Origin of the sequence: Gilvibacter sp., assembly GCF_013214815.1 — a bacterium.
Taxonomy (GTDB): domain Bacteria; phylum Bacteroidota; class Bacteroidia; order Flavobacteriales; family Flavobacteriaceae; genus Gilvibacter.
In genome coordinates this window covers 1-20,861 of sequence record NZ_JABSPU010000050.1, presented here as the reverse complement: position 1 = coordinate 20,861, position 20,861 = coordinate 1, and the positions used below count along the sequence as shown (strand labels likewise).

At 43.1% G+C, this 20,861-nt stretch carries 25 protein-coding genes and 1 pseudogene; 19 read left to right on the top strand and 7 right to left on the bottom strand.

Translation table 11 applies throughout. The annotated features are described in order from the left end of the window. Positions 1-352: 352 nt before the first annotated feature. Together HRT75_RS10520 and HRT75_RS10515 are read right to left on the bottom strand one after the other, a co-directional pair. The gene (locus HRT75_RS10520) at positions 353-1,894 is read right to left on the bottom strand and encodes a ribonuclease E/G (protein ID WP_291186269.1); all 1,542 of its coding nucleotides are present in this window, start codon (positions 1,892-1,894) and stop codon (positions 353-355) included. A 293-nt stretch (positions 1,895-2,187) separates the two neighbouring features. Then, positions 2,188-2,478 carry an HU family DNA-binding protein gene (locus HRT75_RS10515; protein ID WP_272831314.1) on the bottom strand — a complete coding sequence of 97 codons (291 nt, stop codon included), beginning with the start codon at positions 2,476-2,478 and terminating at the stop codon, positions 2,188-2,190. Positions 2,479-2,599: 121 nt separating this feature from the next. Between HRT75_RS10515 and mutY the strand changes: the two genes are divergently transcribed. From mutY to HRT75_RS10475, 8 genes are all read left to right on the top strand, one after another. Then, positions 2,600-3,658, top strand: a complete 1,059-nt coding sequence (mutY, locus tag HRT75_RS10510) for an A/G-specific adenine glycosylase (protein WP_291186266.1) — start codon at positions 2,600-2,602, stop codon at positions 3,656-3,658. Positions 3,659-3,699: 41 nt separating this feature from the next. Then, positions 3,700-4,155, top strand: coding sequence for a single-stranded DNA-binding protein (gene ssb, locus HRT75_RS10505; protein WP_291186263.1), 456 nt, complete (start codon positions 3,700-3,702; stop codon positions 4,153-4,155). A gap of 18 nt (positions 4,156-4,173) precedes the next feature. Next, positions 4,174-5,484, top strand: a complete 1,311-nt coding sequence (locus HRT75_RS10500; protein WP_291186261.1) for a gliding motility-associated protein GldE — start codon at positions 4,174-4,176, stop codon at positions 5,482-5,484. Beyond that, positions 5,481-6,035, top strand: coding sequence for a gliding motility lipoprotein GldD (gldD, locus tag HRT75_RS10495; RefSeq protein ID WP_291186258.1), 555 nt, complete (start codon positions 5,481-5,483; stop codon positions 6,033-6,035). The genes HRT75_RS10500 and gldD overlap by 4 nt, the downstream gene beginning before the upstream one ends. 51 nt (positions 6,036-6,086) lie before the next feature. Next, on the top strand, positions 6,087-6,983 hold the full coding sequence (locus HRT75_RS10490; protein ID WP_291186255.1) for an EamA family transporter: 897 nt from the start codon (positions 6,087-6,089) through the stop codon (positions 6,981-6,983). 147 nt (positions 6,984-7,130) lie between these two features. Then, positions 7,131-7,670 (top strand): 50S ribosomal protein L21, encoded by a 540-nt coding sequence (gene rplU / locus HRT75_RS10485; RefSeq protein ID WP_291186250.1) that lies wholly within the window; start codon positions 7,131-7,133, stop codon positions 7,668-7,670. A gap of 20 nt (positions 7,671-7,690) precedes the next feature. Next, entirely contained in the window at positions 7,691-7,954 is a 264-nt protein-coding gene (gene rpmA / locus HRT75_RS10480; RefSeq protein WP_087524113.1) for a 50S ribosomal protein L27, read from the top strand. A gap of 241 nt (positions 7,955-8,195) precedes the next feature. Beyond that, positions 8,196-8,519 carry a LytTR family DNA-binding domain-containing protein gene (locus tag HRT75_RS10475; protein WP_291186246.1) on the top strand — a complete coding sequence of 108 codons (324 nt, stop codon included), beginning with the start codon at positions 8,196-8,198 and terminating at the stop codon, positions 8,517-8,519. A gap of 180 nt (positions 8,520-8,699) precedes the next feature. On the opposite strand, the gene HRT75_RS10470 is transcribed toward HRT75_RS10475, so the two are convergent. Both HRT75_RS10470 and HRT75_RS10465 read right to left on the bottom strand, forming a co-directional pair. After that, the gene (locus HRT75_RS10470) at positions 8,700-8,900 is read right to left on the bottom strand and encodes a hypothetical protein (RefSeq protein WP_291186244.1); all 201 of its coding nucleotides are present in this window, start codon (positions 8,898-8,900) and stop codon (positions 8,700-8,702) included. Positions 8,901-9,052: 152 nt separating this feature from the next. Beyond that, positions 9,053-9,412, bottom strand: coding sequence for an NINE protein (locus HRT75_RS10465; RefSeq protein WP_291186241.1), 360 nt, complete (start codon positions 9,410-9,412; stop codon positions 9,053-9,055). 81 nt (positions 9,413-9,493) lie between these two features. Between HRT75_RS10465 and HRT75_RS10460 the strand changes: the two genes are divergently transcribed. Beyond that, complete coding sequence (locus HRT75_RS10460) at positions 9,494-10,336, top strand: hypothetical protein (protein ID WP_291186238.1); 843 nt, start codon at positions 9,494-9,496, stop codon at positions 10,334-10,336. A 55-nt stretch (positions 10,337-10,391) separates the two neighbouring features. On the opposite strand, the gene ahcY is transcribed toward HRT75_RS10460, so the two are convergent. After that, positions 10,392-11,708: an adenosylhomocysteinase gene (gene ahcY, locus HRT75_RS10455; protein WP_291186235.1), complete on the bottom strand. Its 1,317-nt coding sequence runs from the start codon at positions 11,706-11,708 to the stop codon at positions 10,392-10,394. A gap of 72 nt (positions 11,709-11,780) precedes the next feature. Here ahcY and HRT75_RS10450 point away from each other — a divergent pair, with 72 nt between their 5' ends. The 8 genes from HRT75_RS10450 (at position 11,781) to HRT75_RS10415 (ending at position 19,104) form a co-directional block, all read left to right on the top strand. Continuing rightward, a complete protein-coding gene (locus tag HRT75_RS10450) occupies positions 11,781-12,419 on the top strand; it encodes a 4'-phosphopantetheinyl transferase superfamily protein (protein ID WP_291186233.1) in 639 nt (212 codons plus the stop codon). Continuing rightward, entirely contained in the window at positions 12,397-13,107 is a 711-nt protein-coding gene (locus HRT75_RS10445; protein WP_291186230.1) for a geranylgeranylglyceryl/heptaprenylglyceryl phosphate synthase, read from the top strand. Before HRT75_RS10450 ends, HRT75_RS10445 begins: the two co-directional genes overlap by 23 nt. Beyond that, entirely contained in the window at positions 13,107-13,367 is a 261-nt protein-coding gene (locus HRT75_RS10440; RefSeq protein ID WP_291186227.1) for a thiamine-binding protein, read from the top strand. The genes HRT75_RS10445 and HRT75_RS10440 overlap by 1 nt, the downstream gene beginning before the upstream one ends. After that, positions 13,351-13,980, top strand: coding sequence for a nicotinamide riboside transporter PnuC (gene pnuC / locus HRT75_RS10435; protein WP_291186225.1), 630 nt, complete (start codon positions 13,351-13,353; stop codon positions 13,978-13,980). Before HRT75_RS10440 ends, pnuC begins: the two co-directional genes overlap by 17 nt. After that, a complete protein-coding gene (locus HRT75_RS10430) occupies positions 13,944-14,516 on the top strand; it encodes an ATP-binding protein (protein ID WP_291186223.1) in 573 nt (190 codons plus the stop codon). The genes pnuC and HRT75_RS10430 overlap by 37 nt, the downstream gene beginning before the upstream one ends. Then, positions 14,482-16,038 carry a DUF4301 family protein gene (locus tag HRT75_RS10425; protein WP_291186220.1) on the top strand — a complete coding sequence of 519 codons (1,557 nt, stop codon included), beginning with the start codon at positions 14,482-14,484 and terminating at the stop codon, positions 16,036-16,038. The genes HRT75_RS10430 and HRT75_RS10425 overlap by 35 nt, the downstream gene beginning before the upstream one ends. Further along, complete coding sequence (arfB, locus tag HRT75_RS10420) at positions 16,038-16,439, top strand: alternative ribosome rescue aminoacyl-tRNA hydrolase ArfB (protein ID WP_291186217.1); 402 nt, start codon at positions 16,038-16,040, stop codon at positions 16,437-16,439. Before HRT75_RS10425 ends, arfB begins: the two co-directional genes overlap by 1 nt. A gap of 490 nt (positions 16,440-16,929) precedes the next feature. Next, entirely contained in the window at positions 16,930-19,104 is a 2,175-nt protein-coding gene (locus HRT75_RS10415) for a TonB-dependent receptor (protein WP_291186214.1), read from the top strand. On the opposite strand, the gene HRT75_RS10410 is transcribed toward HRT75_RS10415, so the two are convergent. Continuing rightward, the gene (locus HRT75_RS10410; protein WP_291186211.1) at positions 19,101-19,547 is read right to left on the bottom strand and encodes a hypothetical protein; all 447 of its coding nucleotides are present in this window, start codon (positions 19,545-19,547) and stop codon (positions 19,101-19,103) included. The two genes, HRT75_RS10415 and HRT75_RS10410, sit on opposite strands and share 4 nt — an antisense overlap. Positions 19,548-19,715: 168 nt before the next feature. On the opposite strand from HRT75_RS10410, the gene greA reads away from it, so the two are divergent. Then, positions 19,716-20,195 (top strand): transcription elongation factor GreA, encoded by a 480-nt coding sequence (gene greA / locus HRT75_RS10405; RefSeq protein WP_272831339.1) that lies wholly within the window; start codon positions 19,716-19,718, stop codon positions 20,193-20,195. Between the two features lie 81 nt (positions 20,196-20,276). Continuing rightward, on the top strand, positions 20,277-20,669 hold the full coding sequence (locus tag HRT75_RS10400; protein ID WP_291186207.1) for an HIT family protein: 393 nt from the start codon (positions 20,277-20,279) through the stop codon (positions 20,667-20,669). On the opposite strand, the pseudogene HRT75_RS10395 reads toward HRT75_RS10400, so the two are convergent. Beyond that, positions 20,657-20,861 (bottom strand): annotated as a pseudogene (locus HRT75_RS10395) (hypothetical protein); the annotation flags it as partial. The gene HRT75_RS10400 and the pseudogene HRT75_RS10395 overlap by 13 nt on opposite strands.

Below are 20,861 nucleotides of genomic sequence, written 5' to 3'. Positions count from 1 at the left end.
AGGCACCCGCGTTAGCGGCAGGCAATTGAGTTGTCATCTCGATACATTTTGACCTTCGGCCAAAACACTCGATGACCTTGGCGAACGATGTTTTCAATGAAAACCAAACATCCGGGGGATGTTTGAGTGAGGCACCCGCGTTAGCGGCAGGCAATTGAGTTGTCATCTCGATACATTTTGACCTTCGGCCAAAACACTCGATGACCGTAACTGCTCTAATCGCATGAGGGATTGCAGCAAAGTACCTTGTACTGCGAAAAGCCCGACCCAAGCAAAGAGAGGGGCATGCCCAAAAAAGAAAAGTGAATAAACAAAAAACCCCCACCGCAAAAGCGATGAGGGTTTCTTAGGGTTAATTTACTTTCTTACCATTTTTATCTTTAAAATGATATTCCAGATACGTGTAAGCATCTCTAGGTTGGATTTTTACCCATTTTTTGTGCTCCATGAACCATTTGGTTCGCACAGATGGAAAGCCTTTGGTTAAGAAGGCCGCTATAAAAGGATGCGTATTTAACGTCAGATTTTTATAGTCTTTTTTACTTAAGCGCTTTAGGTCTTCGGTAATCCTATGTACCACACTAATTGGAGCTTCGATCTCACCCGGCTGCCCGTTAGGGTTCTCTTCTCGGGTTTTGATGTTCATCTCCGGACGTACGCGTTGTCTTGTAATTTGGATGAGTCCAAATTTACTCGGCGGCAAAATCTTGTGTTTTGCTCGGTCGTCTTCCATTTCTTTACGTAAATGGTTGTAGAGTTCGCGTCGGTGTGGTGCTTTACCCATATCGATAAAGTCAATCACGATAATACCACCCATATCACGAAGACGCAGTTGCCGCGCTACCTCAGTAGCCGCAATTAAATTCACTTCTAAGGCTGTGTCTTCTTGCGATTTGGATTTGTTGGATCGGTTTCCAGAGTTCACGTCAATAACGTGAAGGGCCTCGGTGTGCTCAATTACCAAATAGGCGCCTTTGCTCGTCGATACCGTTCGACCAAAGGAGGTCTTGATCTGTCTTTCAATTCCGAATTTCTCATAAATAGGAACTCGAGAATCGTAATACTTTACAATGTTCTCCTTCTTGGGTGCAATCTCTTGCACATAATCTTTGATCTGATAGAACAGTTGCTCATCATCGCAATGAATGGCGCTAAAATTGTCATTCATTAAGTCGCGAATCATGGAGGTTCCCCTGCTCATCTCACTTAACACCTTTGAGGGGAGGTGCGCCCCTTGTAGCTTCTTGCAGATGGCCGTCCAGCGGTCCATTAAATTCTGCAGGTCTTTGTCCAGTTCAGCTACTTTCTTTCCTTCTGCCACGGTGCGTACTATGATCCCAAAACCTTTGGGTTGAATACTGGTCACCAGGCGTTTTAGTCTGTCTTTTTCTTCTTTGGTGCCGATCTTTTGAGAGATCGAGATCCGATTGGAAAAAGGAACCAATACAATATATCTACCGGCAATGGACAGTTCCGAAGAAATTCGGGGTCCCTTGGTAGAGATTGGCTCTTTTACAACCTGAACCAAAATCGATTGATTGTTTTTAAGCGCGTCATTAATTTTTCCGTGCTTATCAATCTCTTTTTCAAAAGGAAAGTTCTTTAGAGAATACTCTTTAAGTTTACCTGTGCTTACACGTTTTATGAACTTCATTAAAGAAGGCACATTAGGCCCCAGATCGTGATAGTGCAAAAAGGCATCCTTTTCGTAACCCACATTCACGAATGCTGCATTTAGGCCAGGCACGGTCTTTCTGATCTTGGCAATGAAAACATCACCTACAGAAAACTTGTTGCCGTCTTCTTCTTTATGCAGTTCAATTAGTTTTCCATCTTTTAAAAGGGCAAAATCAACTTCAGAGGAACCGGATCTAATAAATAATTCGTAGTTCACTCGATTTAATTTTATATCCATGAAGCCCAAGGGCCATCACAGATGGATTAAACATATTATTTTACAGGTTTTACTTCTAAAACCAGTGAATAAGCCAGCCTTTTCGCTCAGCTAAGCGGGTGGCAAATTCAGTATCAAAGAACGATTTGTTAATGCTGAATACGAAAAAAGTAGTGTTACACTACTTTTTCTTGTGACGATTAGCGCGTCTTCTTTTCTTACGCTTGTGCGTCGCTACCTTATGTCTTTTTCTTTTCTTACCACTTGGCATAGGTCAGGATCTATTAGTGTTATTATTTAACCTCCACGTTAGACTTCACGCTCTCTACAAATACTTTTGCAGGCTTGAACGCTGGAATATTGTGTGCAGGAATCTTGATTGTTGTATTCTTAGAAATGTTTCTTCCGGTTTTCTCCGCGCGGGTTTTGATGATAAAACTTCCGAATCCTCTTAGGTAAACATTGTCACCACTTTCCAAAGAATTCTTAACCTCGCTCATAAATGATTCAACAGTAGCTTGAACATCTCCTTTTTCCATTCCTAGCTTCTCTGAAATTCTCGCTACGATATCTGCTTTCGTCATTATTAATATATTTTTTTGTTTAAGGGATAATTTTACAAGAGCGCAAATATAAACATTTTAAATTCAATTAATAAAGCTTAATTGCTTAAAAAATAACGAGATATCGGCTACCTTCGTCTATATGAACCTACCCAATGCTTCATTTTCTAAACCACTAATTGCGTGGTACTTACAAAATAAGCGCAGCTTGCCATGGCGACAGACCAAAGACCCTTATAAAATTTGGTTGTCGGAAATCATGTTGCAACAAACCAGAGTTGAACAAGGTTTGCCTTATTACGAGAAGTTTCTGCTTCACTTCCCTCAGGTTGAAGACCTCGCCAATGCCAGTGAGCAAGAGGTTTTAAAGTTGTGGCAAGGCCTTGGATATTACTCCAGGGCGAGAAATCTTCACGCCACGGCTAAATATGTTGCTTTTGAGCGCGATGGAGTGTTCCCCAATAACTACAAGGACTTAAAAAAGCTAAAAGGGGTTGGGGATTATACGGCTTCAGCAATTGCATCTATTTGTTTTGGTGAAGCTGCTGCTGTAGTAGATGGAAATGTTTACCGGGCGCTTTCGCGCAGCTTCGGAATTGATACTCCTATCGATAGCAGTGCTGGACAAAAGGAGTTTAAAGCCTTGGCGCAAGAACTTATTGATCCTTCTCAGCCTGGAACTTTCAATCAGGCCATGATGGAATTTGGGGCCCGGCTGTGCAAACCCAGAAATCCAGATTGTCCCGATTGCTTTTTTAAGGACCGCTGCGCTGCACGAGCCGCAGATACTATTGGCTCCTTGCCGGTGAAAAAGGGGAAGACCAAAGTGCGCAAGCGCTACTTTAATTATATAGTACCTCAAGGCCCTGAAGGGCAAACCCTACTCGTTCAAAGAGAAGCTAAGGGTATTTGGCACAAACTCTTTGAATTTCCCAACCTGGAAACAGCAGCTACAGCAACCTCTACAGAGGTGATGGAATCCGATGTATTTAAAGACGTATTTGGCCTTGCTCAAAAACTCGAATTGGTGCGCTATAATGATGAGCCTGTAAGGCATAAGTTGTCGCATCAACATTTGGAGATCACCTTCTGGATCGCCACTTATCAAACTGCTTTGGAAGGCGCAATTTCCCAAGATCAATTGCATGATTTTCCTGTTCCTGTAGTTTTGGAACGATTTATAAACAGCTACAGCTTTTAAGTGGAAAAATTAGGTATATTTGAGTTTAAGATGACAGAACTATGAGCGGGACGATAAACAAAGTGATCCTTATTGGACATACCGGTGATGCAGTGAAAATGCACTATTTTGAGGGTGGAGGAGCCATTGGGAGATTTCCTTTGGCAACCAATGAAACCTATACCAACAGAACCACTGGAGAAAAGGTGTCTAACACCGAGTGGCACAATATTGTGGTAAGAAATAAAGCAGCGGAGATCTGTGAAAAATACCTCAATAAAGGAGATAAGGTTTATATAGAAGGTCGCCTAAAGACCCGCAAGTGGCAAGACGAGCAAGGTAATGATCGTTATTCCACGGAGATCCAATGTACGGATTTCACTTTCTTGACTCCGAAAGCAGAAGGAGGCGCTCCTGGAGGGATGGCTGCACCAGCAGCTGCACCGCAAGCCGCCCCCGCTGCAAAACCAGCTGCTCCGGCACCTGTAGAAGAGGATGACGACGATCTTCCTTTTTAGTAACTAAACCGATAGCCCTTGGACCTGGAACCTCCGAGTATACTGTTAACTCTAGCTTATTCCAACGCCATTAGTCTGGCAGTAATATTGCTGCTCTTGCTTTGCTCAGCGCTGATTTCAGCCTCTGAGGTGGCTTTCTTTTCTCTGTCTGCGACGGATCTGGAATCAGAAGGAGAAAAGCCTTCTAAAAAACTAGAGATCGTTGGAGAACTCCTGGCCAAACCCAAGAAGCTTTTGGCCACTATTTTGGTCTCCAATAACTTCATCAATATTGCAATCATTCTCTTGTTTGATTCTGTTGCGGAGGGTTTCTTTAGCGGACTCACCACAGATTTTCTAGGCATTCCCGTACGCTTCATTGTAGAGGTAGGCGTAGTGACCTTTTTCATTTTACTCTTTGGAGAGATCTTACCCAAGATCTATGCTTCACGAAACAATCTGTCCTTTGCCCTTTTTATGGCCTATCCGTTAAAGGCTTTGGAGGTATTGCTGTCACCGCTTTCCATCCCTATGCGCTCAATAACTCGTTTTATTGAGAATCGATTCGGACGTAAAAAATCAAAATTTAGCGTAGACCATTTGTCTCAGGCTTTGGAGCTCACTTCAGAAGACGACACTACCCAAGAAGAACAAAAGATCCTGCAAGGCATTGTGACCTTTGGAAATACGGATGCCAAGCAGGTAATGAAACCGAGAATGGATCTGTTTGCTTTGAGTAACGACCAGAAATTTGAAGATATTTTGCCGGAGATTGTCAGCAATGGATATTCGAGAATTCCGGTGTATCAAGACAATATTGACAATATCACGGGCGTGCTTTACGTAAAGGATCTACTGCCGTTTTTGGGTGAGAAGAAGTTGGATTGGGTCTCTTTGCAACGCGAGGCTTACTTTGTTCCGGAGAACAAAAAATTAGACGATCTCTTGGCAGAATTCAAGGAGATGAAGATGCACTTGGCTATAGTGGTGGATGAATACGGAGGCACGAGTGGCTTACTTTCTTTGGAGGACATTTTGGAGGAGATTGTAGGGGAGATCTCCGATGAGTTTGACGATGATGACATTATTTATTCCAAGCTGGATGACACCACCTATGTCTTTGAAGGCAAGACTCCGCTCAAGGATGTCTATAAGGTGATCGGTCTGGAAGACCCTTCTGCCTTTGAAGAAAATAAGGGAGAAGCTGAATCGCTTGCTGGCTTCCTTTTAGAGATTGCAAAAGGGTTCCCGAAAAAGAACGAGGTACTAAAGTTTGAACACTATACGTTTACCATAGAAGCCTTTGAGAATAAAAGGATCAAACAAATCAAATTGACCATCAAGGAATGAGATACCTGTTTGCGCTTATCACAATGACTTTACTCTTGGCGAGTTGCCAAGACCGTGTAGTGGTTAAACCCGCTTCACAACTGCGTTTGGAATATCCAGAGGCCGTTTATTCCAAGGCGGAGTTTGACTGCGACTACTCCTTTAGTGTGAATCAAATTGCGCAATTGCAGCGCAGGAATAATTGTTGGGTGAATGTGCATTATCCTGCTATTGATGCTACGATCTATTTAACCTATCGCCCGGTAAAGAATAATTTGGATTCCCTTTTGTTTGATGCGCAAAAACTGACCTATGACCATACGGTCAAGGCCAATAAGATTTTGGAACAACCCCGAATTGATCCTATCAATAAGGTTTACGGTATGTTTTATATGATCGATGGTGACGCGGCGACCCAATCTCAGTTTTACGTAACCGATTCCATCAATCATTTTGTAACCGGTTCTGTCTACTTCAACGCCAAGCCCAACTTTGATTCTATATTCCCTGCCGTGGAATACCTTCGCAACGATGTGCGTCGCATGATGGAATCCATGAGCTGGGAAGAATAAGCTTCAATTTAAATAGTCTACTCCCTGAATTTTTAAGACCTTTGCAACTTCATGCAACAGGCCAATATAAAATGGGTGTTTTTGGTGCTTTTGGCACTGATTTGGGGAAGCTCTTTTATCCTCATTAAAAAAGCGCTCGTTGGTCTGAGTCCTATTCAACTCGGAGCCTTACGCGTACTAATTTCTGGTGCATTTCTGCTGATTGCGGGTTGGAGCAAGCTCCGCAAGATTCCAAAGAAAAGCTTGATGTGGATCACCATCTCTGGGTTTTTGGGAACCTTTTTTCCCGCCTTTCTCTTTGCTTTTGCAGAAACGGAGATTGACAGTGCCATTGCGTCTATTTTGAATTCATTGGTTCCGCTAAACACCATCATAATTGGGGTGAGTCTCTTTGGAATTGGCACGTCCAGACAACAAGTGGTGGGTGTGGTCATTGGTTTTATTGGGACGGTGTTGCTGATTTTAGGTGGAGCCGCCCTTAAACCAGATCAGAATTACTTCTACGCGCTCTTTGTAGTGGTAGCTTCGGTAATGTATGCGGCTAATTCTAACATCATTAAAAAGCATCTGCAGGAAGTACCTCCATTGGCAATTGCAGCTGGAAATTTTGCAGCTATTATGGTGCCGGCATTTTTGGTTTTATTGTGGGACGGTTTTCTCAGTACCAATCCATTAGAGAATGAAGCTGTAGTATCTTCATTGGGATATTTAGTGGTGCTTTGTTTGTTCGGAACGGCTATGGCCAAAGTGCTTTACAACAAATTGGTACAGATGGCAACCCCTGTATTTGCTGCCTCTGTGACCTATTTGATGCCGATAGTTGCTGTGCTGTGGGGCGTTTTAGATGGCGAGCGTTTTACCGCTGAAGAAGCACTCGCTTCCTTACTGATTCTCTTTGGGGTCTATTGGGCCAACCGAGGAAGGACTTCCAAGAAGCTGAAAAGCTAGATTTTATACTCCTTTATTCTGTATTTAAATTTAAAGCAAACCGTTTGTGTTTTTGGTATTTAGCCCTATATTTGCACCCCTCTTAGGCAATATTGTTTTTGCCGATTTGAGGAAAGTTTAAAAAACAAATTAATCAAACGTTACGCCATGTACGCAATTGTAGAGATAGCAGGGCAGCAATTTAAAGTTGCAAAAGACCAAAAAGTCTTTGTACACCGTTTGGCCACTGAAGAAGGTAAGAAAGTTGCATTTGACAACGTACTTCTTATTGGTGACGGAGACAAAGTAACTGTTGGCGCCCCGGTTATAGAAGGTGCCCAAGTAGGTGCCAAGGTGCTTAAGCACTTAAAAGGTGACAAAGTGATCGTATTCAAAAAGAAACGACGCAAAGGTTACAAAGTAAAGAACGGACACAGACAACACTTGTCTGAGATCGTAATTGAGAGCATTGTTGCTTCTGGAGCTAAGAAAGCTGCTCCTAAAGCTGAAAAGGTTGCTCCAAAAGCTGAGAAATCAGCCCCTAAAAAAGAAACTAAAGCTGCAGCTCCTAAAGCTGAGGCCACTCCTGCAACAGACGATCTTTCTAAGAAGACTGTTGCTGAATTAAAAGAGATGGCTAAAGCTGCTGGGATCACAGGAATTTCTTCAATGAAGAAAGCCGATCTAATCGCTGCATTAAGCAAATAATCACTTAAAACCGAGAAAAGATGGCTCACAAAAAAGGAGTTGGTAGTTCGAAGAATGGTAGAGAATCAGAATCGAAACGCTTAGGCGTAAAGATTTTTGGTGGACAAGCTGCTGTAGCTGGGAACATCATCGTACGTCAACGCGGTACTGCTCACAATCCAGGTGAGAATGTATACGCCGGAAAAGATCATACCTTACATGCCAAAGTAGACGGTATTGTGAAGTTTGAGAAAAAACGCAACAACAAATCTTACGTTTCAATTATTCCTCACGGAGAAGCTTAAGAAAGACGTTGTACAGATATTAAAAGCTCTTGCAAATGCAAGGGCTTTTTTTGTTTTTCGGATCGGCGGAGCGATAGCGCCGCTGATTCAAACATTTTTTTACAAATCTTACGTTTCAATTATTCCTCACGGAGAAGCTTAAGAAAGACGTTGTACAGATATTGAAAGCCCTTGCAAATGCAAGGGCTTTTTTTATGTGGCTTTTTGAGGGTGCTCGGTCATGGATCTCATGACCTTTATCATGATCAAAGTAGGTAATCAATACAGCAGCTTTAAGGTCGCTGATATTGCTTATTTCAAATCAGAAGATGGATTGATCTTTCTCTATACCCAAGCGGGGCAGCGGCATCCTGTGGAATATACCTTAGATCAATTGGAAGAGATCTTAGATCCTGTGGACTTTTTTCGGATCAACAGAAAGTTTATCGTTACTGTCGATTCCGTAGCAGAGATTCATACCTATTTTAATAGCCGATTATTGCTTAGGTTGGATCCCAATCAAACAGAACAAGTGATTGTTTCTAGAGAACGAACCACTAATTTTAAACGCTGGTTAGACCTGTAACGAACCCTTATAGATTCGCTACAAGTATTATGGCTAATTCAAAAATACTTCCACACATTCAGCGTCTGCCGTAACGGTACCGCTACCTACCTGTTCTCCAGAAAGGTCGCGAACCACGTAAGATTTTGTGCCGCCAGAAACAAATAAGAACGTGGCTATCCCTACATAGTCACCACCTTCTCAAGGTTCTATTGAGCCCGTTCCAGGAATCACGGTCTTGGTGAGTCCATCTACTTCTACTTCTACAATATCTCCATAGCTCTCTGCTAAGGTGAAGTGTACTTCTGCAGTTCCAAGAACTGCTGCTGCTAATGCTTCTTCATCGCAGCTCATGTTTAATGCGCTAAGGGCTAATAGGCCCAATACAAATAATTTTTTCATCGGAGTGATACTTTACATTTTCAAGACAAAAGTGCAGTATCTAGTGACTGAAGAACATACCCAGTGCGGGGTATTTAGTAGGTTTTGACCGATGGAATAAAAAAAACCCCCGCATCTCGCGAGGGTTTTTTGTGCTTTTTGGCGTTAAGATCCTACCAGAACTCAGATTTAAATCCACCTTTAGCCGGATAATTTCCGGTTATGATGTCAATTAAATCAATGATCGCCCACACTAATAGTCCACCCAATGTAACGATAAACAATAGGTTCCAGTACCATGGAGATCCAAGATACCATCTGTGAGCTGCCAGTGCTCCGAGGAATAACCAAAGTAATAAAGCTACACCTTGACTCTTCTGTCCTGCAGCAGCAGGAGAATAAAGTACTTCGGCGTTCTCATCACTTTGAGCCTCTACAGACACGGTCGCAGTTCGCTGAACCGGGAAAGATGCTTGCGCAACCGGAGCAGCTAGGATCAATGCAAAAAATAAAAGTAGAAACTTCAATTTCATAATTTGTATTGATTAAGTTTACACCAAGATACAGAACATCATTTGAATTCAATGCGCCTTTTAACATTAATTTTAGCTGTTTTGCTCAGTTCGAGTGCGGTTACAGCTCAAAAAACCCATGAGTATATTGGGGTAATTACCCTCACAGATTCCTCCTTCATTTCCTATAAATTAAGCTTTGAAGAAACCAATGGTTTTATCAAAGGGTACTCGGTAACAGACCTTTCCGGGCCTCACGAGACCAAATCGATGATCACAGGAACTTATGACAAGAAAGAGAAGGTTTTGAAGTTCCGAGAGTCTGGAATTGTCTATACAAAGTCTCCCATCACCCAGAACGATTTTTGTTATATCCACTTTGAAGGCCGATTGGCTAAATTGAATGATCGGCGTAAGCTGGCTGGAACCTTTGTAGGGAAGTTTGATGATGGTGTCTCCTGTATTGATGGAGAAATTGAAATGAAGTCTTTGGTCAAGGTTGAAAAGAAGGCCAGGCGCTTGGATAATACGGTTGACAAGAGCATCTTAGTGAGTCAGGAAAAGAAAGATGCCGTAAATCTCGTAAAAACTCTGGATACGTTAAATACCAACTTCTTAAATGCAAACGAACGCTTGCAAGTATTCTCTAAAGATGAAATGGTTACTTTGACAGTGGTTGATGTGGGTCAAGAAGATGGAGATAAGATCACCATTTATGCAGATGACAAGGTTTTGCTGCGCGATGCTGCCATTGGTCTCAAACCGCAGTCTTTTACCATCAAACTATCCAATCAACCTGTGGAATTAAGAGTTGAGGCTACTAGTGCAGGAAGCATAGGCGCCAATACCATTCAACTCAATCTATCTGATTCCATAAATCAAATAGAGGCCATCACCAATATGAAGAAGGGTGAGAAAGCCACCCTGCTGCTGATCAAACAATAAAGCAAAAAAAACCCTCGTGCTTAACGAGGGTTTTTTATATCAGGATACTTTTAGTTTAGTATCTGTAGTATTCTGGTTTGAACGGTCCTTGTTGTTGAACCCCGATATAATCAGCTTGTTCTTTTCTAAGCTCAGTAAGCTCAACCCCGATCTTCGCCAAGTGTAGTTTTGCTACTTTCTCATCCAAGTGCTTAGGAAGCATATATACTTGATTCTCGTATTTGTCGCTGTGGTTCCAAAGCTCGATCTGCGCTAAGGTTTGGTTGGTAAAACTGTTACTCATTACAAAGCTCGGATGCCCTGTGGCAACACCTAGGTTTACCAAACGCCCTTCAGCAAGAATGATCACATCTTTACCGTTTAGCGTGTATTTGTCCACTTGAGGTTTAATCTCCACTTTAGTGCTTCCGTGGTTTCCATTCAACCAAGCCATGTCGATCTCGTTGTCAAAGTGACCAATATTGCAAACAATAGCCTTGTCCTTTAAAGCTTCAAAATGCTTTCCTTGAACAATGTCTTTGTTTCCTGTAGCGGTGATCACGATATCGGCATTACCGATAACCGTTTCAAGCTTCTTCACTTCGTAACCGTCCATGGCTGCTTGCAATGCACAGATCGGGTCGATCTCAGTAACCGTTACAATACTTCCAGCTCCGCGGAAGGAAGCAGCAGTTCCTTTGCCCACGTCTCCGTAACCACAAACAACAACGCGTTTTCCGGCCAACATGATGTCTGTTCCTCTGCGGATCGCATCTACAGCACTTTCTTTACAACCGTATTTGTTGTCAAACTTAGATTTGGTCACCGAGTCGTTCACGTTGATCGCAGGCATCGGCAAGGTACCGTTGGTCATGCGCTCATACAGACGGTGAACTCCGGTGGTAGTCTCTTCAGAAAGTCCTTTGATACCTTCAACCAATTCTGGGTATTTGTCTAAAACCATATTGGTCAAATCTCCTCCATCATCAAGAATCATGTTTAGTGGTTGACGATCTTCTCCGAAGAAAAGGGTCTGCTCAATACACCAATCAAATTCCTGCTCGTTCATCCCTTTCCAGGCGTAAACAGGAACTCCTGCTGCAGCAATAGCGGCAGCCGCTTGGTCTTGAGTAGAGAAAATGTTGCAAGAACTCCAAGTTACTTCAGCACCAAGTGCTACTAGCGTTTCAATCAATACTGCTGTTTGAATGGTCATGTGCAGACATCCAGCAATACGAGCTCCTTTCAAAGGTTGCTCGTCCTTGTACTCCTCACGCAAGGACATAAGTCCTGGCATTTCAGCTTCCGCCAGTTCAATTTCTTTTCTTCCCCAATCAGCCAAGCTAATGTCCTTAACTTTGTAGGGCGTATATGCAGTTGTATTCGTAGACATATATGTATATTTGATTTTAATACTGCGCCGTCTAAAGCGCTTGGCAAAATTAAGCATTATCCAGTAATTCCTGTGCCTCTTTACAAAACAATAACAGCTCATAATCAGACCACTGTTTATCTGTGGAAGATCGAAGAATCATTTGATGATCTTCAAAAGGGCATTGATCTGCAGGAGGCTCACGCGGCTCGCGTGGAAGGAATGAAATCAGACATCCACCGCAGAGGGTTTTTGAGCATCCGCCATTTGTTGGCTTTAGCTGGATATAACGATCACGATCTGTATTACAATGATTTTGGCAAACCACACCTTAAAGACGGTACTGGAATCAGTATAACGCATTCTTTTGAGTTCACTGGGATCATAGTAGGAAATCAGCCGGTGGGAATCGATATTGAACGCGGAAGAGCTAAGATCTTGAGAATAGCTCATAAGTTCACGCCCTTAGAGGAGTACAGAACTTTGGCCAATGAAGATGCCTTAATACGTAAATTGAGTTTGGTTTGGTGTGCCAAAGAGACTTTGTACAAAATGTATGGGCAACCCGGCTTGAGTTTCTTAAACCATATAGACGTAAACGATTTTGATCTCGGGGAGGCCAATGAAACCCTCGCTACGATTAATTATAAAGGCGTTAAGAGCTTGTATCGCGTTTTCTTTTTAGAGTTTGATGGATTTAGTTGTGCTTATGGATACCCAGAAGAGCAGTAGTATCTACTCCAGCTTGGTTCAAAGCAAGGCTGTGGGATCAAAACTCCTGGCCATTCTGGTGGATCCGGATAAGTTTCAACCAGATTATGCTAGGGCCTTTCTGAAAACAATTCCTGCTCAAACCACCCATATTTTTGTGGGAGGTAGTGAGGTGCCTCAAGGGGCTACTGAGGCCACTGTAAAGAGTCTAAAACCCTCAGGCTTGCCCATCGTTTTATTTCCTGGGAATCACAATCAGCTAACAGAAGCTGCAGATGCTTTGCTGTTTCTTTCCCTTTATTCTGGAGACAATCCGGAATTTCTAATCGGTCAGCAACGCAAAGCGGCGCGCTATTTAAAACATTCAAGCCTGGAGGTGATCCCTACGGCTTATTTACTCATTGATGGCGGTAATCAATCTGCGGTTGCCCGTGTGACCCAAACCCAGCCTTTACCGCAAGATGACGTGGATGTAATAGTAGAAGTAGCACTAGCTGCACAGTATTGCGGAGCGCGTTGCCTGTATCTAGAAGCAGGGAGCGGAGCCTTGGTGCCCGTGTCTGCAGCAATTATTCAAGCTGTTCGAAAAGCCATAAATTTGCCTTTAATTGTTGGCGGAGGTATCGGAAGCTCAGCGCAAATGCAAGTAGCCTACGCGGCTGGAGCTGATATGCTGGTCATGGGAACCGCCTTTGAAAATCAAAATTGATGAACGTATCGGTAGAACTTACTCTGAGCCCTTTGCAAGATGAATTTGAGGCGCCCATTATTGCCTTTATAAAAACCTTGAGAGCTTCTGGACTCACCGTTTTGGAGAATCCGTTAAGCACACAAGTCTACGGTCCATATGATGAGGTCATGGAGCTTTTAAATGGAGCCATCAAGGATGCTTTTATAGATCTGAATCAGGTGGTGCTTTATTTGAAAATGGTAAAAACGGATCGCAGCGATTATGAACCCCATTTTTGATTTTTTCCTTTCGCCTTATTATGAGCGCGAGCCCTATTTGATCGTTTTAGAAGCCATTGCCTTTGTCTTTGGGATAGCCAGTGTGGTCTATGCCAAACGCCGAAACCTATTGGTTTACCCAACCGGTTTGGTCGCTACGGTTATCACCGTATATATCTTTTTACAAGACGAGCTTCTGGGAGATATGATGATGAATTTCTACTATTCTGCCATGAGTATTTATGGTTGGTGGAACTGGGCACGCCGTAAAGATGATGCGCTGGTAGTCCAAGTGAGCAGAACCAATTCTAGAGAAAAATGGATCGGTGTAGGACTTTGTTTGTTGACCATGGGAATTACTTATGGAGTCTACAATCTGGCTGGAACCGCCATTGATACTTCGAACTATGTTGACATCTTTACTTCAGGGCTCTTTTTTACTGCTATGTGGTATATGGCTACTAAGAAAATTGAGAATTGGACCCTTTGGATCATCGCTGATGTAATCAGTGTTCCTTTATATGCATACCGCGGATGGGGAATGTTGGCATTACAGTATTTAATCTTTACCTTCTTGGCTATTCAAGGCTATAACGCGTGGAAAAACTATTTAGACAAGAGCAAAGCGAGCTGATCAAAATTGCCATTGTAGGGCCTGAGTCCACGGGTAAGACTACTTTGGCTAAAGCTTTAGCGAGCTATTTTGAGACCAGTCTTGTGCCAGAATTCATGCGTATTTATTATGAGGAACTCGTGGTCCGGGATCCTTTTTATTCAGAAATTGAGGATATCTTGCGTATAGCTCAAGGGCAAATTGAAGCGGAGAACGCCGCCCTTGAAACCGCTTCTGAATTATTGATATGTGATACCAATCTCTTAGAGATTGCCTGCTATTCTCAGTATTATTTTGATGAAATTCCCCCGCTATTAGAGGCTAGTTTGCCCCATATGCATTACGACCTGTGTTTTTTGACCTACATCGATGTACCATGGGAAAACGACCCCTTAAGAGATCGACCTTTCGATAGACAAAAACTATTTTCTATTTTTGAGGAACGATTGAACGCACAAGAAACTCCCCATCTCGTGCTCAAAGGTGATGAACAGGCAAGGTTGCAAACCGCGATCCGAGCCATTGAAAAATATCGTGAAGGACAGCATGGAATTTAGCCAGCAAGATGAAGCTCAGATTCAAGAACACGGCCTAAGTATGGCCCAAGTTCTCGGTCAATTGGAAATGTTTAGAAGGGGATTTCCGCCCACCAGGATCAACACTCCAGCGGTGATTGGAAACGGAATCAGCAACTTTAGCGCTGATGAAAAGAAAAAGTACATTCAGTACTTTGACAGCCATAAGAACAAATCAGACATTGTCAAATTTGTACCGGCTTCTGGAGCTGCGACACGCATGTTCCAAAGCTTAAACAGCTTACTTACGCATTACGATCCGCAGCGCGAAAAACTCAAAGATTTCATTGCTCATCATCGATTGAACAACTTGGAAGAATTCTTGAATTCTTTTTCTGACTTTGCCTTTGCGAACCATTTGCGCAAAGCGGTTAGAGAGCAATATCCAGACTATAAATTCAAGACTCGTGGAGAGCGAGCCCTTATTGTTGCTGAGGTTTTGTTGTCTCCTGAAGGGTTAAATTTCGGAAGACTGCCCAAAGGGCTTATTCCATTCCATAAATACAACAAGCACTTCACAACGGCTTTTGAAGAGCAGCTTTTTGAAGGTTGCTTCTATGCTGCCAATAGAGATGAGGTGTTTGTGCACTTTACCTTTGCACCTGTGCATGTGGAATACTTCAAGGCAGCCTTTGATGGTATTAAGAATCGCGTGCAGAAAAAGACCAAAAAAGAGGTTCACGTATCTTACTCCTTCCAAAAGAGTGCTACAGATACCATCGCTGTAAATAGTGAGAACGAACCCGTTCGCGATAAGGCGGGGAAGTTGGTGTTTCGACCAGCAGGTCATGGAGCGCTTTTAGAAAATCTCAATGAAATAGATGCCGATGTGGTCTTTATCAAAAATATTGACAACGTCATTGCGGAAGAGTATGTCGAAGAAATATCTTCATACAAGAAGATGCTCGGTGGAAAATTGTTATGGTTGCAACACAAGATCCATCATTACGTCAAAGAACTCAGACAGGAAGAGATTGATCCAGAACTGGTCACAGAGGTTAAGTCATTCATGTGGAATGAACTCAACATTAAAGATGTTAGCAACAGCATCCTTCACCTATTGAGTCTATTGAATCGTCCAACGCGTGTGTGCGGGATGGTTAAAAATACGGGCGCTCCAGGAGGAGGACCGTTTTGGGTTGTTGATGCAGAAGGAACGCAGTCGCTTCAAATTGTGGAGTCTGCCCAGATCGATCTCAAGGACCCTTCACAACGCAATGTTTTTGGTGAATCAACGCACTTTAATCCCGTGGATCTGGTTTGTGGAGTTCGGAACTACAAAGGCGATAAGTATGACTTGAGTGCATTTACAGATCCCAACACCGGCTTTATCACCCAAAAAGACAAAGACGGTAACATAGTGAAAGCTTTAGAGCTTCCCGGACTTTGGAACGGATCTATGGCGCAGTGGAACACTGTTTTTGTAGAAGTTCCGTTAATCACCTTTAACCCGGTGAAAGCGGTCAACGACCTATTGCAGCGCGAGCATCGCCCCAATATGTAATGGACAGACCTCAGTTACTTAGTGAATTGCACTTTAAGATGGCCCGATCTAGCGGGTCCGGAGGGCAGCACGTCAATAAAGTAGCGACCAAGGTAGTTCTCAGTTTTAATCTTCCCGATTCTCAAGGTTTATCTGATCAGCAGAAGGAACTACTCAGCCAACGTCTTGCCAGCCGTTTGACCAGCAGTGGTTATTTGCAATTGCATTGCGGGGAAACGCGTAGTCAACTGCGCAATAAACGCTTGGTCATCCAGCGCTTTTTTGCCCTTTTGGAGCAAGGCCTCAAACAAGATAAAGTGCGCAAGCCAACCAAGATCCCAAAAGGAGTCTTGAAAAAACGTCGGGAAGACAAAAGACGGCAATCTCAAAAAAAAGCCAATCGGAAGCCGCCTCAGTTCTAGAATTTAGTCCTTATCTTTGCACCAATCTCAACAAAGGGGTGCTTTGTACAAGTACAAGGCTGAGATTATACCCATTGAACCTGGAACGGGTAATGCCGTTTAGGAAAGCAAGCGTCAAAATTTGTCCAGTGGACAAATTTAGCGCGCTTTAGGCTTGCCGCGCTGGAAGTTTCAGCTCGATTAAAATTAAAACGCCTAGAGTGTTGACTTGCGCACATTATACCTGCTGCTCAATAAGTAAATGGAATGAGATATAGTTCTGGAGTACTTATAATATGGAAGCCTTGGTCTGCTGCGCGTGACATGATTTGCGAATTGGTCTTTATAAAGACGGTCTGTTGATCCTTATTGCTTTTGTTGAAGCCCACTGTGCTTTTTTGCCAGTGTCACCTTCCACTTCAATGGACTGCATTTGCAGTAAACACTTTTAACCAACATCGAATAATTACCTCTTTTTATTCCTCTAAAACGGATAGATATCCACAGACGAATGAAACGTTTAATGGTCGTGCTAGTCGCAGGAATGACTACCTGTATGGCACAAGCGCAAACAGTAATTGACACAACCAAAGTAGAAGCTCTTGATGAGGTTCTTGTAAAATCTGTACGTGTGGAGGCAGACTCGCCAATCACACACAGCAATGTCACCAAAGAGGAACTAGCTCCGAGAAACTTAGGGCAAGACATCCCAATTTTATTGAATTATTTGCCAGGTGTAGTAACCAATAGTGATGCCGGAGCCGGAGTCGGTTACACGGGTATTCGTGTACGGGGTAGTGATGCTTCCCGTGTGAATGTTACCCTGAACGGTATTCCTTTTAACGATGCGGAGAGTCAAGGAACCTTTTGGGTGAACCTCCCTGATTTTGCATCTTCTGTAGAAAACCTACAGCTACAACGCGGAGTAGGAACATCTACCAACGGATCGGGAGCATTTGGAGCGAGGTTGAACATTTTGACCGATGCAGTCTCTGAGGAGGCCAACGGAGAATTTGCAAACTCCTTTGGGTCTTTCAACACCCGCAAACACACGTTGAAATTCTCAACCGGCTTGCTCAATGGCAAGTGGGAGATTGCAGGACGTCTGTCTAATATTACCTCAGACGGATATATTGATCGGGCCACTTCTGATTTAAAGTCATACTTCCTTCAAGCTGCCTATGTGGGAGCGAATACCTTGGTAAAAGCAATCGCTTTTGGAGGTCGTGAATTGACCTATCAAGCGTACTTCGGAATTGACAGAGAAACTTTGGAAACAGACAGAACATTCAACCCTGTGGGTCAGTTCACTGATGCCGACGGAAACATTCAGTTCTATGACAATGAGGTTGACGACTACGCTCAAGATCACTATCAATTGCACTGGAACCAGCGTTTTGACAACAACTGGTCTGCCAATGTTGGTTTGAACTACACTTACGGACGCGGGTTCTTTGAGCAGTATCGCGAGGATGAAGACTTTGAAACTTACGGATTCACTCCTATTGAATTAGGTGGTGAGGTGATCAACACCACAGATTTGGTGCGTCGCCGTTGGTTGGATAACGACTATTACGTAGTTAACACTTCTGTGAACTATAAGGACAACACAGTCGATGTTATTGGAGGTTTCTTCTACAGTTATTACGGAGGAGATCACTTTGGAGAAGTCATTTGGGCGCAGAATGCTGGCGGTTCTCAAATTCGTGATCGTTATTACTTCGGAACAGGAACCAAGAATGAGTTCACCACTTTTGCCAAAGCGACTTACCGAGTGAATGATCAATGGACAGTATTTGCAGATCTTCAGGGCCGATTCATAAACTATGAGGCAGACGGAACCACCTCAGACTTAATTGAGCTTAACGTCAACGATAGTTTTAACTTCTTCAACCCAAAAGCAGGAGCGAGTTATAAGCTCAACAGCAATAACCAGCTTTATGCCTCATACGGACGCGCCAATCGTGAGCCGCGTCGTGCAGATTATGAAAACGGAGTGACCACTGCCGAGACTCTTGACGATTTTGAATTGGGATGGCGTCATACAGCAACTAAGAATAGTTTTAGTGCCAATGCTTATTTCATGAATTACCGCAACCAATTGGTATTGACCGGAGCTTTGGATGATGTGGGGCAACCTATCCGTGCAACCAGTGGTAAGAGTTACCGTTTAGGTTTGGAAGTGGAAGCCAATTTGCAAATTGCTCCTAAACTAAACTGGCGTCCTAACATTGCCTTGAGCAGCAATAAGAACCAGGACTTTACAACTTCTAGAGATGGAGAGCTGGTAAACTTGGGTACTACAAACATTTCCTTCTCACCAGAATTGATCGCAGGAAGTATTTTGACCTATATGCCGCAAGAGGATCTGCAGATCAGTTTCTTGTCTAAGTACGTGAGTGAGCAATACATGGGCAATATAGATAGTGAAGCCTCTTTGTTAGATTCTTTCTTTGTTAACGACCTAAACATCAGTTACAGCTGGGAAACGGCTCCGCTTGTGGAGCGAATCGTTTTCAGCGGTTTAGTAAACAATATATTCAATGTGGAATACGTATCTAACGGATACTTCTTCACCTTTGATGATGACTTTAGTAATCCCGGAACCGTGACTACCATTGAAGGAGCTGGATTTTTCCCCCAGGCAACCATTAATTTCTTAGTGGGTGCTAGTATTCAGTTCTAATTATTGATGGTAAGTTGATCTCCGGATCTTGAAATACGGTAGGCGAGCATAGGGTATTGCCCTTCGCCTGCCGTTATTTGACCAGTAATAATGTTGTACTGATTCCCGTTGCACGGGCATGTTGCAGTAATCCCTTCTACAGTCATTAAGGAACAATCGCTCACAGGAGTGTTCGGGCAAGCAATTTCAAAAGCAGTATACTGGCTGTTGTCAATATTGTAGATGACAATACCTCGAACCCCTTGAAGTTGGGTTACAAAAGCATTACCCGGGAAATTCAGCGGATTGTACTGCGGTAAATTCAAGTCTAAAGTTAGGTTGACGTTGAGGTTAGGTAGGTTTGGATTCGCGCGAATTGGGCCATCATCGCCACTGCATCCAGCACTTACCAATCCAACAACCATCATATATAAAGCAAGTCGCAATACCTTCATTTTCTTCATAACAATTAATCGAGCTCTACTATTTAACTCTTGCGAGTGCAAATTAGTGTATTCTGAGTGAAAATTTAAAAATTTAGTATCTTTACCGACGAAATCCCGTGCTGCATGGGATTTTTTGTGTTTTTTGAACAGGCGCCCTCATTTACAGGGCGTTAAAAAAATGAAGTTATGAGTAATGTATCCTATTACACCGCAGAAGGATTAAAGAAATTACGCGAGGAGCTCAATCAACTCAAAGATGTAGAGCGTCCTAAAGCCTCTCAGGCCATTGCAGAAGCCCGAGATAAAGGAGATCTTTCTGAGAATGCCGAATACGACGCGGCCAAAGAAGCACAAGGCTTGTTGGAAATGCGCATCTCTAAATTGGAAGAAACTCTTGCTGGTGCGCGTCTAATTGATGAGTCCCAGCTTGATACCTCTAAAGTACTGGTGCATTCTACTGTAACCATTAAGAATACTGCCAACAACGCAAAAATGACCTATAAATTGGTTGCTCAAAGTGAAGCCGATCTCAAATCAGGAAAGATCTCTGTAGATTCACCTATTGGTAAAGGTTTGTTAGGGAAAGAAGTTGGAGACCTTGCTGAAGTACAGGTGCCAAACGGCGTGGTGAAGTTCGAGATTATGGAGATCACCCGCGGCGAATAGCATTGACTAAAAGAATTTACTAGCCCTGCCCCCAGCGGGGCTTTTTTATTTATTATTTTTAGTATTTATAAACGAATCCCTATGGCCAGTATTTTCACCAAGATCATAAATGGAGAGATCCCTTCCTATAAGATTGCAGAGACTGACGAATTCTATGCCTTTTTAGACATCAACCCCAACGCCAAAGGACATACGTTGTGCATCCCAAAGCAAGAGGTGAATCGATTGTTTGATCTCGATAAAGAAACCTATGACGGCCTGCTGGAATTCTCTAGAACTGTAGCTCTGGGATTGCGTGAAGCAGTTCCTTGTAAACGTGTAGGTATGTCCGTAATTGGGCTGGAAGTTCCGCACGTTCATGTGCATTTGATCCCCTTAAATCACATGGGAGAAATGACTTTTCAAGAAAAGGTGAGTTTAAGCCCAGAGGAGTTTGAAGCCACTGCGGCAGCAATTCGGGCTCAGCTTAAATAATTTACTCCAAAGATCGCCGCCGCCGCGATTAGAGCAATTCCCACTAACATCAATATGAGCGCCAAAGGCTTCCAGTGTCTTTTGGAGGATCGCATATTGGTGCTTTTGCGGTGGTAATCATAAACCCGCTCAATATCTGGGGTCCAAGAAACCGGGAAGATCTCTGTTCCGCATTTGGTGCAATGCATCTTT

Bases quoted from the DNA above. Each gene is read 5' to 3' on its own strand.
- ahcY (WP_291186235.1), bottom strand. From the start codon at position 11,708: ATGTCTACGAATACAACTGCATATACGCCCTACAAAGTTAAGGACATT.
- pnuC (WP_291186225.1), top strand. From the start codon at position 13,351: ATGAACCCCATTTTTGATTTTTTCCTTTCGCCTTATTATGAGCGCGAG.
- arfB (WP_291186217.1), top strand. From the start codon at position 16,038: ATGGACAGACCTCAGTTACTTAGTGAATTGCACTTTAAGATGGCCCGA.
- mutY (WP_291186266.1), top strand. From the start codon at position 2,600: ATGAACCTACCCAATGCTTCATTTTCTAAACCACTAATTGCGTGGTAC.
- HRT75_RS10465 (WP_291186241.1), bottom strand. From the start codon at position 9,412: ATGAAATTGAAGTTTCTACTTTTATTTTTTGCATTGATCCTAGCTGCT.
- HRT75_RS10410 (WP_291186211.1), bottom strand. From the start codon at position 19,547: ATGAAGAAAATGAAGGTATTGCGACTTGCTTTATATATGATGGTTGTT.
- greA (WP_272831339.1), top strand. From the start codon at position 19,716: ATGAGTAATGTATCCTATTACACCGCAGAAGGATTAAAGAAATTACGC.
- HRT75_RS10490 (WP_291186255.1), top strand. From the start codon at position 6,087: ATGCAACAGGCCAATATAAAATGGGTGTTTTTGGTGCTTTTGGCACTG.
- HRT75_RS10440 (WP_291186227.1), top strand. From the start codon at position 13,107: ATGAACGTATCGGTAGAACTTACTCTGAGCCCTTTGCAAGATGAATTT.
- rplU (WP_291186250.1), top strand. From the start codon at position 7,131: ATGTACGCAATTGTAGAGATAGCAGGGCAGCAATTTAAAGTTGCAAAA.
- HRT75_RS10470 (WP_291186244.1), bottom strand. From the start codon at position 8,900: ATGAAAAAATTATTTGTATTGGGCCTATTAGCCCTTAGCGCATTAAAC.
- HRT75_RS10445 (WP_291186230.1), top strand. From the start codon at position 12,397: ATGGATACCCAGAAGAGCAGTAGTATCTACTCCAGCTTGGTTCAAAGC.
- rpmA (WP_087524113.1), top strand. From the start codon at position 7,691: ATGGCTCACAAAAAAGGAGTTGGTAGTTCGAAGAATGGTAGAGAATCA.
- HRT75_RS10475 (WP_291186246.1), top strand. From the start codon at position 8,196: ATGATCAAAGTAGGTAATCAATACAGCAGCTTTAAGGTCGCTGATATT.
- ssb (WP_291186263.1), top strand. From the start codon at position 3,700: ATGAGCGGGACGATAAACAAAGTGATCCTTATTGGACATACCGGTGAT.
- HRT75_RS10515 (WP_272831314.1), bottom strand. From the start codon at position 2,478: ATGACGAAAGCAGATATCGTAGCGAGAATTTCAGAGAAGCTAGGAATG.
- gldD (WP_291186258.1), top strand. From the start codon at position 5,481: ATGAGATACCTGTTTGCGCTTATCACAATGACTTTACTCTTGGCGAGT.
- HRT75_RS10400 (WP_291186207.1), top strand. From the start codon at position 20,277: ATGGCCAGTATTTTCACCAAGATCATAAATGGAGAGATCCCTTCCTAT.
- HRT75_RS10415 (WP_291186214.1), top strand. From the start codon at position 16,930: ATGAAACGTTTAATGGTCGTGCTAGTCGCAGGAATGACTACCTGTATG.